Annotated in this window: 13 protein-coding genes; 6 read left to right on the top strand and 7 right to left on the bottom strand. The window is 64.9% G+C overall.

The annotated features are described in order from the left end of the window. Positions 1-123: 123 nt before the first annotated feature. Both Q7U29_RS04395 and Q7U29_RS04390 read right to left on the bottom strand, forming a co-directional pair. Positions 124-1,635 (bottom strand): NAD(P)/FAD-dependent oxidoreductase, encoded by a 1,512-nt coding sequence (locus Q7U29_RS04395; RefSeq protein ID WP_304738929.1) that lies wholly within the window; start codon positions 1,633-1,635, stop codon positions 124-126. A gap of 101 nt (positions 1,636-1,736) precedes the next feature. Next, the gene (locus Q7U29_RS04390; protein ID WP_304738926.1) at positions 1,737-2,498 is read right to left on the bottom strand and encodes a trypsin-like serine protease; all 762 of its coding nucleotides are present in this window, start codon (positions 2,496-2,498) and stop codon (positions 1,737-1,739) included. Between the two features lie 110 nt (positions 2,499-2,608). On the opposite strand from Q7U29_RS04390, the gene Q7U29_RS04385 reads away from it, so the two are divergent. Beyond that, a complete protein-coding gene (locus tag Q7U29_RS04385) occupies positions 2,609-3,244 on the top strand; it encodes an HAD-IA family hydrolase (RefSeq protein ID WP_304738923.1) in 636 nt (211 codons plus the stop codon). Positions 3,245-3,247: 3 nt separating this feature from the next. Here the strand turns inward: Q7U29_RS04385 and Q7U29_RS04380 are convergent, their stop codons facing one another. Genes Q7U29_RS04380 through Q7U29_RS04370 form a run of 3 tightly spaced genes read right to left on the bottom strand, consistent with a single transcriptional unit; the run spans position 3,248 to position 7,329 of the window. Further along, positions 3,248-5,302, bottom strand: coding sequence for a bifunctional aldolase/short-chain dehydrogenase (locus tag Q7U29_RS04380; RefSeq protein WP_304738921.1), 2,055 nt, complete (start codon positions 5,300-5,302; stop codon positions 3,248-3,250). Between the two features lie 16 nt (positions 5,303-5,318). Continuing rightward, positions 5,319-6,428, bottom strand: a complete 1,110-nt coding sequence (gene mtnA, locus Q7U29_RS04375; RefSeq protein ID WP_304738919.1) for an S-methyl-5-thioribose-1-phosphate isomerase — start codon at positions 6,426-6,428, stop codon at positions 5,319-5,321. 25 nt (positions 6,429-6,453) lie between these two features. After that, positions 6,454-7,329 (bottom strand): S-methyl-5'-thioadenosine phosphorylase, encoded by an 876-nt coding sequence (locus tag Q7U29_RS04370; RefSeq protein WP_304738916.1) that lies wholly within the window; start codon positions 7,327-7,329, stop codon positions 6,454-6,456. 199 nt (positions 7,330-7,528) lie between these two features. Between Q7U29_RS04370 and Q7U29_RS04365 the strand changes: the two genes are divergently transcribed. The 3 genes from Q7U29_RS04365 to recQ all read left to right on the top strand — a co-directional run bounded on the left by Q7U29_RS04365 (position 7,529) and on the right by recQ (position 10,354). Beyond that, entirely contained in the window at positions 7,529-7,861 is a 333-nt protein-coding gene (locus tag Q7U29_RS04365; protein ID WP_304738914.1) for a c-type cytochrome, read from the top strand. A 58-nt stretch (positions 7,862-7,919) separates the two neighbouring features. Next, entirely contained in the window at positions 7,920-8,297 is a 378-nt protein-coding gene (locus tag Q7U29_RS04360) for a limonene-1,2-epoxide hydrolase family protein (RefSeq protein ID WP_304738910.1), read from the top strand. A 197-nt stretch (positions 8,298-8,494) separates the two neighbouring features. Then, positions 8,495-10,354, top strand: coding sequence for a DNA helicase RecQ (gene recQ, locus Q7U29_RS04355; RefSeq protein WP_304738907.1), 1,860 nt, complete (start codon positions 8,495-8,497; stop codon positions 10,352-10,354). Positions 10,355-10,445: 91 nt separating this feature from the next. Here recQ and Q7U29_RS04350 read toward each other — a convergent pair whose 3' ends face one another. Then, positions 10,446-11,588, bottom strand: a complete 1,143-nt coding sequence (locus Q7U29_RS04350) for a hypothetical protein (protein ID WP_304738904.1) — start codon at positions 11,586-11,588, stop codon at positions 10,446-10,448. Between the two features lie 277 nt (positions 11,589-11,865). Between Q7U29_RS04350 and Q7U29_RS04345 the strand changes: the two genes are divergently transcribed. Then, positions 11,866-13,938, top strand: coding sequence for an ATP-dependent helicase (locus tag Q7U29_RS04345; RefSeq protein WP_304738902.1), 2,073 nt, complete (start codon positions 11,866-11,868; stop codon positions 13,936-13,938). 15 nt (positions 13,939-13,953) lie between these two features. Here the strand turns inward: Q7U29_RS04345 and Q7U29_RS04340 are convergent, their stop codons facing one another. Then, a complete protein-coding gene (locus tag Q7U29_RS04340) occupies positions 13,954-14,916 on the bottom strand; it encodes an alpha/beta hydrolase (RefSeq protein ID WP_304738899.1) in 963 nt (320 codons plus the stop codon). Between the two features lie 187 nt (positions 14,917-15,103). Between Q7U29_RS04340 and Q7U29_RS04335 the strand changes: the two genes are divergently transcribed. Next, on the top strand, positions 15,104-16,458 hold a 1,355-nt coding region (locus Q7U29_RS04335; protein ID WP_304738896.1), incomplete at its 3' end, for an NAD(P)/FAD-dependent oxidoreductase.

Genomic DNA, 16,458 nt, shown 5'->3' with positions numbered 1-16,458 from the left:
GCCGGGACCCATACGCCGCGGCTTATCGTTTAAGCGCCGGAGGAGAGACCTGCATTTCACAACAGGCGACCGGGGTTATGGGTCCCGGCTCAAGGCCGGGACGACGACCGGTGTTGCTATCGCTCAATTGTACACGAACGCCGGATCGTCTAGGTCGATCGCCGGAAACTGGTCCTTCTCGGCCCAGTAGTCCTGGCTGTGCTGCCATTCCGGCTTGTCGCCGCGCTTGGGCAACAGATGCATATTGCGCATCATGTAGCCGGGATTGAAATTCTCCGGATCAATCCAGGCCTGCAGCGGCATGTTGCCTTCCTGCGGCCGCAGCGCGGGCACGACCTTCCGGACGCCCTTCTTCTTCATATGGCCGAGCAGGCGGCAGACGAAGTCGGCGACCAGATCGGTACGCAGCGTCCAGCTGGCGCGGAAATAGCCGAACACCCAGGCCATGTTCGGAACGCCGGTGAACATCACGCCGCGATAGGTCACGGTGTCGGCGAAATCGAGCGGCTTGCCGTCGATTTCGAAGGCGATATCGCCGAGTACATTGAGGTTGAAGCCGGTCGCGGTGATGATGATGTCGGCTTTCAGCGTCTCGCCGGACTTCAAGAGAATGCCGTCTTTCGTGAAGCGGTCGATCTCGTCGGTGACGACGGAGGCCTTGCCGCTCTTGACCGCCTCGAACAGGTCGGCGTCGGGTACGAAGGCGATACGCTGCCGCCACGGCCGGTAGCTCGGGGTGAAATGCTTCTCGACGATCTCCTCATTGCCGGGACCGAGTGCTGCGCGAATGCCGCCGAGCAATTCCTGCTTCACCTTCTCCGGCTCGGTGAACGAGCGGCGGGTGAACAGGTCCTGCTCGAACAGGATCTTGCGCCGCACGATCTCGTGGATCCACTCCTCCTTGACCTGCAGCCGCCGTAGTTCCTCGGCCAGCTCGATGGCATTGCGGCCGGTGCGGAAATAGGTCGGCGACCGCTGCAGCATGGTGACATGCTCGCATTGGTTGGCGATGTTCGGGATCAGCGTCGCCGCGGTGGCACCCGAGCCGATCACGACGACCTGCTTGCCGGTGAGGTCGATATCCTCGGGCCAGCGTTGCGGGTGGACGATGCGGCCCTTGAAGTCTGCCGTCCCCTGCCATTCCGGGGTGTAGCCCTCGGAATGGCGATAATAGCCCTGACACATCCAGAGGAAGTTCGCGGTGAAGGTGCGGGTCTCACCGCTGTCCTTGTCGACGGATTCGACGGTCCACAGATTGGTCTCGCTCGACCATTTCGCCGAATTGATCCGATGGCGGTAGCGGATGTGTCGTGCGAGATCGTTCTCGTCGATCACCTCGCCCATATAGGCGCGGATTTCATCAGCCGTCGCGATCGGCGGCCCGACCCACGGCTTGAAGCTGTAGCCGAAAGTGTGCAGGTCGCTGTCGGAACGGATGCCGGGATATTTGTGGGTCCACCAGGTCCCGCCGAACGTCTCCTGCTCTTCCAGCACGACGAACGTGGTGTCCGGGAGTTGCTTGGTCAGCTGATAGGCGCTGCCTATGCCCGAGATGCCGGCGCCAACGATCAGGACGTCGAAATGTTCGACCGCCTGTGCGGCGGAAATAGTACGGGAGGGGGCGGTGACGTTCATGCGTTTAAAACTTTGTTTGAACCAATGATCGGTTGCCTGAAATTTTCTAGCGGCCAATCATCGAACAAACAAGGCGGCGCCGTCCTTGAGCTGCATCAAACTCACAACGCTGCCCCCCACTGCCGCGCGGTCTGCAGGATCCAGTCGCGGTACAGCGTCAACGGCGTCACGCCGGTCATGCCACCGCAACCGGCGGTGCCGTTCGGCCCGGTCGACCAGCTGACGACGCCGACGATAACAGGACCACCTTGCTTGTCCTCGAAGGCCGGACCGCCGGAATCGCCGGTGCAGGCGCCGAGCCCATCGCGCTTCCCCTGCCCCACGGGATCGACGAGGCGAATTTGCAGCGTGCCGGGCTTGCCGGTCGCGATGAGACCCGCGACACGATTGGTGCCGCCGCTCTTGCCGTCGCCGCGGACGGTGACGCCGATGCCGGCGATGGTGAAGCGGCTGCCGACAAGGATTGGAATCTGCGGCGCGCCGACAACCGATGCCGTCTTGCCCTTGAGCGGGATGTCGAGCCGCAGCAACGCGACGTCGGCGGTGGCGCGGTGCGCCGTCATCGCCTGCGTGCTGAAGCCGGGGTGAATCGCAACGTTCCTGACGTCCTGCAATCGCGGCTGCCGGTCCGCGCCATATTCAACGATCTTGTAGGCCGCACCGGGCGGCACGCAATGGGCCGCCGTCAGCACCAGCTTCGGCGCGATCAGCGCGCCGGTGCAGAAATTGCCGCGCGAACCGACGATGGTGACGACGGATCGGCCGACGCCCTCCGCCGAGGGCACGCCGCCGCCGACGATCGCATGAGCGGGCGCGGCGGCGAGCAGCGCCAGGCCTGTAAGCACGGGGAGCAGGATTTTCATTGAACAGAGATAGCCCGTACCCCACGCATCGCCAAGCCGCGATCGAGGCTGGCCCCGGCTGGCCCATCATGTTAGCCGTTTTTCAAATCGAGCCAATATGGCGGGGAACCATGATCGAAGCAGTCATCTGGGATTTTGGCGGCGTGCTTACCACCTCGCCGTTCGAAGCGTTTGCGCGGTTCGAGACCGAGCGCGGGCTGCCGGCCGACATCATCCGGCGCACCAACGCCACCAATCATCTGGAAAACGCCTGGGCGAAGTTCGAGCGCGCCGAAGTGGACATCGAGGCGTTCGATCAGCTGTTCGCCACGGAATCGCTGGCGTTGGGCGCCGAGGTACGCGGCAAGGAGGTGTTGCCGCTGCTGTCGGGCGACCTGCGGCCCGAAATGGTCGAGGCGCTGACGCGGGTGAAAGCCCGGTTCAAGACCGGCTGCATCACCAACAACCTGCCCGCCAATGCCATCGGCAGCCACAGCGGCCGCTCGCTCTACGTCGCCGAGGTGATGGCGCTGTTCGATCACATCATCGAGTCCGCGAAGATCGGCCTGCGCAAGCCGGATCCGCGCATCTACCGGATGATGGTGGAAACGCTCGGCGTCGATCCCAGCCGATGCGTCTATCTCGACGATCTCGGCGTCAACCTGAAGCCGGCGCGCGACATGGGCATGACCACGATCAAGGTGCTCAATGCGCCGCAGGCGATTGCCGAGCTGGAAGCCGCGACCGGGTTGTCGCTGCGCAGCTAGCCGTCATCGCAGCGCGGCGGCGATATTGCCGCCGTCGACGGTGGTGACGTCCGCAGTGGTTTTCAGCGCCAGCGCCTGCGCCAGAAAGGCCTGCGCGACATCCTCGGCCGTCACTTCGCGGCCGAGCAAATTGCCGCGCATGTAATCCTGCTCGCTGACGCCGCGGCGTTTCGAGCGCGATGCGATCATCTCCTCGGTGAGCAGACCGGAGCGGATCCGGTCGGCATTGACCGCATTGGCGCGAATGCCTTCGCTGCCGTAATCGAGCGCGTACTGCCTTACCAGAAACAGGGTTGCCGCCTTGGGCAGGCCGTAGGGGCCGAAATCGGGTCCGGGATTGACCGCCTGCTTGGAAACATTGAACAGCAGGCAGCCGCCGGTGCCCTGCATCAGCATGATCTTCACCGCCGCCTGCGCCACGCGCTGGTGGCCGTAGAAATTGAGTTCGAAACTTTCGCGCAGCACCGCCTCGTCGACCTCGCCGATCCTGCCCTGCCAGGCAGCGCCGGCATTCGATATCGATATGTCGACTCCGCCGAAGAAAGACGCCACCTGCGCAAATGCATCGCGCACCGATGCGGCGTCGGTGACGTCGCATTTGAGCCCAAGTGCCGCTCCGCCGATCGCCTTGGCCTTCGCCCTGGCCGCGGCCTCGTCGACGTCGAGCAAGGCTACTTCGGCGCCCGCCGCCGCGAACGCCTTGGCCGTTGCGAATCCGATCGAGCCCGCGGCGCCGGTGATGGCGACGACCTGCCCCGCCAGCGGCAGCTCCCTGGCGCCGCCGAGCTTCGCCTGCTCCAGCGACCAGTATTCGACATCGAACAGATCGGCCTCCGGCAGCGGCTCGAAACGGCCGACCGCTTCCGCATCGGTGATGGTGGCAATCGCCGCCTCGGCGAGGTCGGCGGCGACGCGCGCGTCCTTCTTGCTGCGGCCGAGTCCGAACAGGCCTACGCCCGGCACCAGCACCACGCGGGGCGAGGGATCGAGCATGGTCTTGATCCCGCCGACGCGGGTATTGTTGCGGGAAAAATAGTCCTTGTAGGTTTCGCCATAGGCCGCAACGGCATCGCGGACCGCGTTTCTGAACCCTGCGAGGTCGCCATCCTCGGGCGCGGCGACGACCATCGGCTTGTTCTTGATGCGGATGTTGTGATCCGGCGTCACCACGCCGGCCTGGCCGTATCGCGCGACCTCCGTGCCGTTGACGAAATTCATCACCGCGTCGCCACCGCGAAAATCCAGCACGAAGCGCTTCCAGGCGCCGTCGCTTTTGCTGTCCGGCAGGCTGCAGGCGCCGCGGATGATCGGCGCGACTTCCGCGAGGCGCGCCGGCCGCGCCGGCAACCTTGCGCCCGGAAATGCCGGCTTGCGATTTTTCGCCAGCCGTTGTTCCGCCAAACTCACCAACGCGATCATGCGCTCATAGGCCTCTCGGGCGTCGGCGCCGAAACTGAAGATGCCATGCTTGACCAGGACCAGGCCTTCGACCGAGGGATCTGCGTCGAACACCTGCGCCGCGGCTTTGGCGAGGCCAAAACCCGGCATGATGTAGGGGACATAGCCCACCCGCGTGCCGTAGACCTCGCGGCACAGGGCTTCGCCATCGGGCTGATCGGTGAGGGCGAGCACCGCCGTCGAATGGGTGTGGTCGACGAATTTGTGCGGGATGAACGCATGCAGCAGCGCCTCCACGGAAGGGTTCGGCGCCATCGGGTCGATCAGATTGGCGCGCTGCAACTGCACCATTTCCTCGTCCGACAGTTTTTCGCGGTCGCGGAGTTTGATCAGCGGCGCGAGCCGCACCGCCGGCAGGCCCGCAGGCTCGATCGAGCCCATATCCCAGCCGGAGCCCTTGACGCACAGCACGTCGACGGTCTCGCCATTGAGATCGACAAGCTGCGTCTTCACCGAGGTATTGCCGCCGCCATGCAGCACCAGGCGCGGATCCCGGCCCAGCAGGCGCGTGGTATAGACCCTGAGCGCCACATCGCGGCCGAGCTTGGCATAGCGGGCCAGCGCCGCATCGGCATCACGATCGATCCAGGCACTCTGCATAGGCTTGTTTCCTTGGCTATTCGGCTGCGGTCGCTATCCGTTCGGGAAATGCCGCCGCTAGCGCGGCTCGATCGGGCTTGAGCACGCCGCGCTCGGTAATCAACCCCGTCACCAGCCGCGCCGGCGTGACATCGAAGGCATAATTCGCCACCGGCGATCCCTCGGGCACGATGCGCACGGTCTCGATCCTGCCGTCGGCGGTCCGCCCGGTCATGTGCGTGACTTCCTCGGGCCCGCGCTGTTCGATCGGAATTTCCCTTAACCCGTCATCGACAGCGAAATCGATGGTCGGCGAAGGCAGTGCCACATAGAACGGCACGCCATTGTCGTGGGCGGCGAGCGCCTTGAGATACGTACCGATCTTGTTGCAGACGTCGCCATTCGCGGTGACGCGGTCGGTGCCCGTGATCACGAGATCGACCATGCTGTGCTGCATCAGGTGACCGCCGGTATTATCGGGAATGACGGTGTGCGGCACGCCGTGATGGCCGAGTTCCCAGGCCGTGAGCGAGGCGCCCTGATTGCGCGGGCGGGTCTCATCGACCCAGACATGCACGGCGACGCCGCGGTCATGCGCCAGATAGATCGGCGCGGTGGCGGTGCCCCAATCGACCGTCGCCAGCCAGCCGGCGTTGCAATGGGTCAGCAGGTTGACCCGCTCGCCCGGCTTCTTGCGCGCCGCGATCGCCTCGATCAGGCCAAGGCCATGCCGGCCGATGCCCTTGTTGATGGCGATGTCTTGCTCGGCAATTTCACCGGCGAAGGAATAGGCCGCCGCCGTTCGTTCGGATACCGGCAACGGCCGCAAGGTCGAGCGCATGGCGTCGAGCGCCCATTTCAGGTTGATCGCGGTCGGCCGCGTCGCCACCAGCGTCTTGCAGGCCTGATCGAGTGCGGCGTCGGAAGCGTCTGCCCGCATCGCCAGCGCCATGCCATAGGCGGCGGTCGCGCCGATCAGTGGCGCGCCGCGCACCAGCATCGAGCGGATGGCATCGGCGGCGGCATCGCAGGTCGTCAGCCGGACCACGACGAAATCATGCGGCAACCGCCGCTGGTCGATCGCGCTGACCGACCAGCCGTCGCTCTCGAGCCAGATGCTCCTGACGTGCCTGTTTCCGACCTTCATGGCGCGCCCATCGTCAGGATGAACCTCATACCCGCAAAATCCGTCCCGCCACCGCATCGAGCTTTTTCAGAAGCTCCGGATCGCGCGCTTCCGGCGCGGTGATCAAGGCCGTATCGAGCGCACGGTCCGAACCGACGGGACAGGGCTCGTGCTCCCGCGGAAATTCGCCGGCAAGCCGCGCCACCAGCGACTTCGCCTTGTCGGCATTGGTGCTCAACACCCGGATGATGTCCTGGACCGACACCGCATCATGGTCGGGATGCCAGCAATCGAAATCGGTCACCATGGCGACCGTCGCGTAACAGATCTCGGCCTCGCGGGCGAGCTTGGCCTCCGGCATGTTGGTCATGCCGATCACGGCATAGCCCAGATTCTTGTAGGTCATGCTCTCCGCATAGCTGGAGAATTGCGGACCCTCCATGCAGACATAGGTACCGCCGCGCGCGACCGTGATGCCCTCGGCCTCGGCGGCGGCGGCCAGATGGATGCGCAGCCGTGGCGAGGTCGGGTGCGCCATCGACACATGGGCGACGCAACCTCTGCCGAAAAACGAACTCTCGCGCTTGTGGGTACGGTCGACGAACTGGTCGACCAGCACGAAGGTACCGGGCGGCAGATCCTCCCTGAAGGAGCCGCAGGCCGACAGCGAGATCAGGTCGGTGACCCCGGCCCGCTTCAATACGTCGATATTGGCGCGGTAGTTGATGTCGGATGGCGACAGCCGGTGGCCCTTGTCGTGGCGCGGCAGGAACACGATCGGAAGGCCGGCGATGCTGCCGCGGCGCACCGGCGCCGACGGCTCGCCCCACGGGCTCTGGATCGCCTCCTCGCGCGCGTTCTCCAGTCCCGGCAGATCATAGATGCCGGAACCGCCGATAATGCCCAGAATCGCCTTCGTCATGATTTCCCTTCGCCTCGTTGATCGCGCCAATCGGCGCGCCGGCGAAGCGCTCACAACCGTATGGCATCCGCAATATCGAGCATTTTGAGGAGCTTGTCGACCATTCGCCCCGATGGGATGTGGCGGCATGACCAGGCGGCATTCGGAGCTACGGTTGCGCGACACTTGGTGCTAACTTGCCGGCAACACGGGAACCGCCATGAACCGGATTTGCCTCGCTCTCTTGATGATCGGCGCCTGGAGCGAGGCCGGTCATGCCCTCGATCGCGAACAGCGACACGGCAAGGCGCTGCTCGAAACAGAGTGCGCGCGCTGCCATGCCGTCGGCAAAACGGGCCGAAGCCCTCTCGACGAGGCACCACCGTTTCGGACTTTTGGCGAAAAGCTCTACGACACCGACTTCGAACAACGATTGCAGGACGGTTTGACCACCCTTCATCGGGGGATGCCGACCTTCCGCTTTAGCCGGGACGATGCCGCAGCCGCGGTCAACTATCTCAAGGCCATTCAGTCACGCAAAAAGCCCAAATAGCTGGATTGCCGCAGCTTGCCCACGACTTTTCCATTTACCACCTTGAGAGGGAACGACCTTGACAACCAACGAGGAAATCGTACGGAATTTCATCGCAGCGTGGTCGCGGCTGGACGCCGACGAGATCGTCGCATTCTTCACCCCCGACGGCACCTATCACAACATGATGAACAAGCCGGTCAGCGGTCACGACAACCTGCGCAGGTTCATCGGCGGATTCATCAAGGATTGGACGGAGACCAATTGGGATGTCCTGAACATCGTTTCTCGAGGCGACATCGTCATCGCCGAGCGTCTCGACAGAACCCGCCTCGGGGCCAAAAGTGTCGATCTGCCCTGCTGTGGCGTGTTCGAATTGGCCGGCGGAAAAATCAGGATCTGGCGCGACTACTTCGATCTGGCTACCTACACTCGCGCGATCGCAGCACCGACATAGCGCCGCAAAGTCAGACTTTTTGACCGCCTTTGTCCGATATTTCCTCGCAGCCGGCGTGGAAGTAAATATGGGCGGCGGCGCGAATCAAATAGACTTTGGTTTCCTCGGTGGAGATCGTCATTTCGGCACACCGTCCCCGAAATCCGGTCTTCGCAAGCCCTCCATCGGACCACCTGCCCCGTATGCCCGTTCCCGCCATGACTACTGCCCGTAGTGCCGAGTCCGACGTCACCGGCGACGCGCTCTCGGTACTGAACCACGTGTTCGGCCTGCCCGGCTTTCGCGGCGCGCAGGAAGAAATCGTGCGGCACGTCACCGACGGCGGCAATTGCCTGGTGCTGATGCCGACCGGCGGCGGTAAGTCGCTGTGCTATCAATTGCCGGCGCTGCTGCGCAAAGGCTGCGGTATCGTGGTCTCACCGCTGATCGCGCTGATGCGCGACCAGGTCGCCGGCCTGCTCGAGGCCGGCGTCAAGGCGGCGGTGCTGAATTCGACGCTGTCCTATGAGGAGGCGGACGCGGTCGAGGCGCGACTGCTGGCCGGCGATCTCGATTTGCTCTATGTCGCGCCGGAGCGGCTGGTGACGCCCCGATGCCTTAATCTGCTCAGCCGTGCCGACGTCGCCTTGTTCGCGATCGACGAGGCGCATTGCGTGTCGCAATGGGGGCATGACTTTCGCCCGGAATATATCGGCCTGTCCGTCATTGCCGAACGCTTTCCGAACGTGCCGCGCATCGCGCTGACCGCCACCGCCGACGACCTCACCCGCAAGGAGATCGTCGACCGGCTCGGGTTGAACGATGCGCCGAGCTTTGTCGCGAGCTTCGACCGCCCCAACATACGCTACGAAATCGTCGACAAGCAGAACGCGCAGACCCAGCTGAAAGCCTTCATCGCCGAGCGCCATGCCGGTGACGCCGGCATCGTCTACTGCCTGTCGCGCGCCAAGGTCGAGGACACCGCGGCTGCACTCAACAGAGCCGGCGTCGTGGCGTTGCCCTATCACGCGGGGCTCGATGCGGCCACGCGCGCGGGCAACCAGGACCGCTTCATCAACGAGGACGGCATCGTGATCGTCGCCACGGTGGCGTTCGGCATGGGCATCGACAAGCCCGACGTGCGCTTCGTCGCCCATCTCGACCTGCCGAAGAGCATCGAGGCCTATTATCAGGAGACCGGGCGCGCCGGGCGCGACGGCAAGCCGTCCAGCGCCTGGATGGCCTATGGCCTGTCGGATATCGTGCAGCAGCGCCGCATGATCGACGAATCCACCGGCGCCGAAGCGTTCAAACGAGTGTCGATCGGCAAACTGGATGCGCTGGTCAGCCTGGCCGAAACCGCGAACTGCCGGCGCAGCCGCCTGCTCGGCTATTTCGGCGAGACACCGGCGGCGGCCAAATGCGGCAATTGCGACAACTGCCTGTCGCCGCCGCTGGTGCGCGACGGCAAGGTGGCCGCGCAAAAGCTGCTGTCCTGCGCCTATCGCACCGGACAGCGTTTCGGCGCCATGCACCTGATCGATATCCTGGTCGGCCGCCTGACCGAACGCGTCACCCAGTTCGGCCACGACAAACTGTCGGTGTTCGGGATCGGCGCCGACCTCAACGAAAAGAAGTGGCGCGGCGTGATCCGCCAGCTGGTGGCGATGGGCCATCTGGCGCCTGATACCGAGGCCTTTGGCGCATTGAAACTGACGGAATCCGCGCGCGGCGTGTTGAAGGGCGAGACCGAGGTGATGCTGCGCGAGCAGGTCGCCGGCGCCCGCGTCCGCGCCGTCAGGACGAAATCAAGACGCGGCGATATCGCGCCGCAAATCGCCGGCTCCGGCGGAGCCGCCAATCCGGATCTGGTCGGCGCGCTCCGGGCATGGCGTTCCGACGTCGCGCGCACCCGCGGCGTGCCGGCCTATGTCGTGCTGCACGACGCTACCATCGACGGCATCGCGACCTCGCGCCCGACCTCGCTTGCCGGGCTTCGCAACATCCCCGGCATCGGCGACAAGAAGCTCGAACATTACGGCGACGAACTGATCGCGCTGGTGCAGGCGGCAGGCTGACGCGTCAGCGCGCTTTTCTTCTCCCCTCCCCCCGCCACGCGCAAAGGGCGCGTGGAGGGAGGGGAGCGAAGCATCACCAATGCGTGCGTCTTCACCTTGCTACTCTCGTGGGCTCGGCGCTGGCCGGAGTCGCCGAGCCTGACGAGGCCAGAATACTCAGCGCGACATCCCCTACGGGGAGCGGATCCGCCTTGCGGCCGGAGCCCAGCGCCAGCTCCATGGTGAACGCCCCTAATTCGCACATCACCTGCGACGCGACGTCGCCGTTCCCGGTGAACTCATTGGCGAGATATTCGAACTGGGAGCGGGCCTGGCGCAGCGTCGCCCTCGGCACCACCACGTCGGCTTCTCCGACGACGGGATTTCGGCCGCCCGGCTGCGCCAGGTTCGATCGCGCTTCCCCCTCCGACCGGCCTGCTGCGAGAGTCGAACCTCCGGTGCCGTCCTGCGGCTCGTTGGTCTGGTTCTTGAGATCGGCAATGCGATCGAATGCCGAACGAAGCTCGGCGCGCTTGGCTTCGAGGGCCGAAACCTTTGCCAGCAGCGCATCGCGCTCGCGCTCGGAGACAAGGCGAAGCGCCGCGAGCTCATCGCCGCTCACCTTGAGCCGGGCCGCGAGGTCGTGACGTTCGCCGGCAAAACCGAGACGCAGCTCGGACAACGCCAGTGCATGCGCCTTCGACTGCTCCGCCAGTTGCTGGCGAAGCTGGTCGAGCTCCTCGCCGCGCCGCTCGACCACCGCCGCGAACCCCGCGCGCTCGCCGTCGAAGGCCGCGGCCTGCGTCTCGCGCTCGCGTTCAAATTCCGCGCGAAGCTCAGCCAGAGCCTGTTGATGCAACTGCGATGCCGCGGCGAGCTCATTTCGTTCGCGCTCCAGATCACCCTGAAGCTCGGATATTTCGGTTTCCCGCGCCTGCAGCGTCGCCCTCAGCGCTTCGCGTTCCCCTGATATCGAGGATATGACATTGAGGTGCCCATCGAGGTCATGCTTGAGCGTTTCGCATTCGGCTTCCAGCGCGTCGGTATGCTGGGCGATGGTTTCGTACTTGTACCGCCAGAGCTGTTCTTCATCCTGCGCCGCGGCCAGGCGGGCCGACAGGGTTTCGAGCCAAACCGCCGCATGGTGCAGAAAGTTCGCATTGTGCCCGACCGACATCATGTCGGCAAAGCGCCGGAGAAAATGCGCCGTCTCCGCGACATTGGGCGTCTCAGGCGTCATGGAGGTGTCGGTCATGAAGCGTGCTTTCCTGAAGCGCCGGAGCGCCATCGCTAAAGCGTTCGGGATCGCGACCCCGGAACTTGATCGGGCGGCAATACTCGCGAGTGTTCTCTAGATCGGCAGCGGCAAAAATAGGGCGTCGGCATCGAATCCGTTAGCTCTCTAAACGCCGGTGTACGATTCGGCGAGAGCCGATGGCAGAGAAGCGGCCGTGTGGTCGACGGCCTGATCGCGCCATTGCGAACAAAGCGGGAATCAGTGACGGTCGAATCATCAGAAGGACGATTCGGACGTGCCAGCGGCGGCGAGCTACCTCGAAAGCCTCAATCCGGAACAGCGCCGGGCCGTCGAGCACGGCGTTGTGCCCGGACGTAACGGCGGGCCGGCTTCGCCGCTGCTGGTAATTGCAGGTGCCGGGTCCGGCAAGACCAACACGCTGGCGCACCGGGTCGCCCATCTCATCGTCAACGGCGCCGATCCCAGGCGCATTCTGTTGATGACATTTTCGCGACGGGCTGCCGCCGAAATGAGCCAACGCGTCGAACGCATCGCCCGAAAGGTGCTGGGCGACAAGGCCGGAATCATGACCGACGCGCTGCAATGGGCCGGCACCTTCCACGGCATCGGCGCGCGGCTGCTGCGCGACTATTCGGATCAGATCGGCCTCGATCCCGCCTTCACCATCCACGATCGCGACGATTCCGCCGACCTTATCAACCTGATCCGGCACGACCTCGGCTTCTCCAAAACCGCGAGCCGGTTTCCGACCAAGGGCACCTGTCTTTCGATCTATTCGCGCTGCGTCAACGCCGAGGCGCCGATCGAACAGGTGTTGGGCGGCTCATTCCCCTGGTGCTCCGGATGGGCGGCCGAGCTGAAGCAGCTGTTCGCGGCCTATGTCGAGGCCAAGCAGAAGCAGAACGTGCTCGATTATGACGATCTGTTGCTCTACTGGGCGCAAACCATGAACGATCCCGGCTTGGCCGGCGATATCGGCGGCCGGTTCGACCACGTGCTGGTCGACGAGTACCAGGACACCAACCGGCTGCAATCCTCGATCCTGCTGGCGCTGAAGCCCGGCGGTCACGGGCTGACGGTGGTCGGCGACGACGCCCAGTCGATCTATTCGTTTCGCGCCGCTACCGTTCGCAACATTCTCGACTTCCCCGGCCAGTTCAGCCCGCCGGCCGACATCATCACGCTGGACCGCAATTACCGCTCGACCCGGACCATCCTCGCCGCCGCCAATGGCGTCATCGAGCTCGCGCGCGAGCGATTCACCAAGAACCTGTGGACCGACCGCACCTCTGATATCAAGCCGCAGCTGGTCACGACGCGGGACGAAGCCGACCAGGCCCGCGGCATCGTCGAACGGGTGCTGGAGAACCGCGAATCCGGCACGCTGCTGAAGCAGCAGGCGGTGCTGTTTCGGACCTCCAGCCACAGCGGCCCGCTGGAAGTCGAACTGACCCGGCGCAACATCCCTTTCGTCAAGTTCGGCGGCCTGAAATTCCTCGATGCCGCCCACATCAAGGACATGCTGGCGCTGTTGCGATTCGCTCAGAATCCGCGCGACCGCGTCGCCGGCTTCCGGTTGATGCATTTGATCCCGGGCGTCGGCCCCGCCTCGGCGCAGAAGATTCTCGATATCATGGCCGGCAGCGCCGATCCGATCGCGGCGCTCAGGCTGGCGCCCGCCCCTCCCCGCGCCGGCGACGACTGGACCAACTTCATCGGCGCCATCGCCGACATCAGCCGTTCCGGGTGGCCGGCCGACATCGAGCGGGCGCGGCTGTGGTATGAGCCGCATCTCGATCGCATCCACGAGGATGCCGAGACCCGCCGCGCCGACCTGATCCAGCTCGAGCAGATCGCCGGCGGCTATCCGTCGCGCGAGCGCTTCCTCACCGAGCTGACGCTCGATCCGCCCGACGCGACCAGCGACCAGGCCGGCGTGCCCTTGCTCGACGAGGACTATCTTGTTCTCTCGACCATCCATTCCGCCAAGGGCCAGGAATGGAAATCGGTCTACGTGCTCAACGTGGTCGACGGCTGCATGCCGTCCGACCTCGGCGCCGGGACGAGCGCGGAGCTGGAGGAGGAGCGACGGCTGCTCTATGTCGCGATGACCCGGGCCAAAGACGACCTGCATCTGATGGTGCCGCAGCGCTTCTTCACCCACGGCCAGAGCGCGCAAGGCGACCGCCATGTCTATGCGTCGCGGACCCGCTTCATTCCGGACCGGCTGCTCCCTCTGTTCGAAAAGACGATCTGGCCAAAGGCTGCGACCGAAGCCGCGGCGCGTTCCGCCACTGGCGGTCCGCGCATCGACGTCGGCGCCCGCATGCGCGGCATGTGGCGCTGACGCAAAGTTTTTGGCCTACGCACCCCGTTCCAGCATGGCCTTGAAATCGGCGCGGGCACGCTGCGCCTCGCCCCGCGCTGTTTCCGAGGCATCGCCGAGACCGAAATAGCCGTGGATCAGGCCCGGACCATGATGATATTTCGTGGTAACGCCGGCGGCGGCCAGCGCATCGGCATAGGCCTTTCCTTCATCGCGGAGGGGATCGAACCACGCAGTGGTGACCACCGCCGGCGCAAGTCCGGCATGACTCTTTGCGCGCAGCGGCGAAGCCCGCCAGTCCGCGCCATGGCTGGCGTCTTCGAGATAATGGCCGCAGAACCACTCCATCACCGCGCGCGATAAAAAGTAGCCTTCCGCGTTTTCCGCGCGTGAGGGAAAACGCGCGTTCTCCGTTGCATCCGCGAAACCTCCGGCGACGTCGGTGACGGGATAGGCCAGCAATTGCGCGGCAAGCCCGATCCCGGCATCGCGGCAGGCGATCGCGACCGTCGCCGCCAGATTGCCGCCGGCACTGTCGCCGGCCACGCCGACGCGCGCGCTGTCTCCACCGAACTCGGCCACGCGCGCGAACACGTCGCGCACGGCGGCGAAGGCGTCCTCGAACGCGGCGGGAAAGCGCATTTCCGGCGGGCGCCGGTAATCGACCGAAACCACCACGGCGCCGGTCTCGATCGCGAGCAGCCGGGCCTGCCGGTCATGGGTTTCGAGATCGCCGGCGACCCAGCCGCCGCCGTGAAAAAACACCACGGTCGGCGCTTTCGCATCCGACATACGATAGACCCGCGCGGCAAGCGACCCGGCGGGACCCTTCACCACCGCATCGGCGGCGCTCGCGACCGGCGGCGGCGGCACCGCGGCGCGTGCGGCAGCCAGCGCACGGAGCGCATCGCGGGCGCTTTGCGGCGTCATCGTCTCGGGATCGCGCAGCGGCAGTTTTGGAATGATCTCGGCAATGACGGGATCGAGCGGTGTGATCATGATGTCCCCCCGGGGCAGAAATTTTGCAGCCAGCATAGGTTCCACTCGCCGCTGTCGCAACGCGCCGTCGTATCCACCGCCGCATGGGAGGCCACCGAAAACGACGAATTGAAAAAGCGGCAGGAGAATGCTGGGGTAATGCTTCGCAAGGCCGCAACAAGCGGCCGGCAGGGAGGCGACGCGCATCATGACGGCCGACAGCACAGTCCGGGCTCAACAGGCTCGCACGCCCGAAACCGAAGCGGTTTTCGACGCCGTCGTCGTCGGCGCGGGTTTTGCCGGGATGTACATGCTGCATCGGCTGCGCGGTCTCGGCTTTTCGGCGCGGGTGTTCGAGGCCGGCAGCGGCGTCGGCGGCACCTGGTACTGGAACCGGTATCCGGGCGCACGCTGCGACGTCGAGAGCATGCAGTACTCGTTTTCCTTCTCGGAGGAACTGGACCAGGAGTGGAACTGGTCGGAGAAATATTCGCCGCAGCCTGAAATCCTCTCCTACGCCAACCATGTCGCCGACCGCTTCGATCTGCGTCGCGACATCGTGTTCGACACCCGCGTCATCGCGGCGACCTTCGACGAGGGCGAAAAATGCTGGCGCATCGAGACCGATCGCGGCGACAAGGTCCTGGCAAAATTCTGCATCATGGCAGTCGGCTGCCTGTCGGCGCCGAACCGTCCGGCATTCCCGGGCATGGTGGATTTCCGCGGGCCGATCTACCACACCGGCGAATGGCCGCATGACGGCGTCGACTTCCGGGGCCAGCGCGTCGGCGTGATCGGCACCGGCTCCTCGGCGATCCAGTCGATTCCGATCATCGCGCAGCAGGCCGCTCACCTCACGGTATTTCAGCGCACCGCTACATGGTCGGTGCCGGCCCGCAACGAACACCTCACGCCGGAATACCTGCAGGCGGCCAAGGCCGAGTATCCGGCACTGCGGGTCAAGGCGCGCGGACGCCCGACCGGCTTCTATTTTCCCTTCAACATGAAGCCGGCGCTGGAGGCCGCCCCCGAAGAGCGTGAACGGCAATACGAGGAAGCCTGGCAACGCGGCGGCCTGCCGTTCCTCGGCGCCTTCGGTGATCTCTTGTTCGAGAAGGCCGCCAACGACACCATCGCCGACTTCGCCCGCCGCAAGATCCGCCAGTTGGTGAAGGATCCGGCCACTGCCGACCTGCTGTGTCCGGACAACGTCTTCGGCTGCAAGCGGCTCTGCGTCGATACCGCGTATTTCGAGACCTACAACCTGCCGCACGTCAATCTGGTCGATGTGTCGAAGACACCGATCGAGCGCTTCACCGCCGACGGCATCGAGGTCAATGGCGTCGCATATCCGCTGGATGCCGTGGTCTGCGCCACCGGCTTTGCCGCGATGACCGGATCGTTCGACAAGATTGTGATCACCGGCCGCGACGGTCTGACACTGGCCGAGAAATGGCGCGCCGGCCCCCGCGCCTATCTCGGGATCGCCTCGGCGGGTTTCCCCAACCTGTTCACCATCACCGGCCCCGGCAGTCCTTCGGTGCTGGCCAGCATGATCCAGGC

Source organism: Bradyrhizobium sp., from assembly GCF_030654605.1.
In the GTDB taxonomy this organism is placed as follows: domain Bacteria; phylum Pseudomonadota; class Alphaproteobacteria; order Rhizobiales; family Xanthobacteraceae; genus Bradyrhizobium.
Note: the sequence above shows the minus strand (reverse complement) of the source record. Positions and strands in the feature narration are given on the sequence as shown.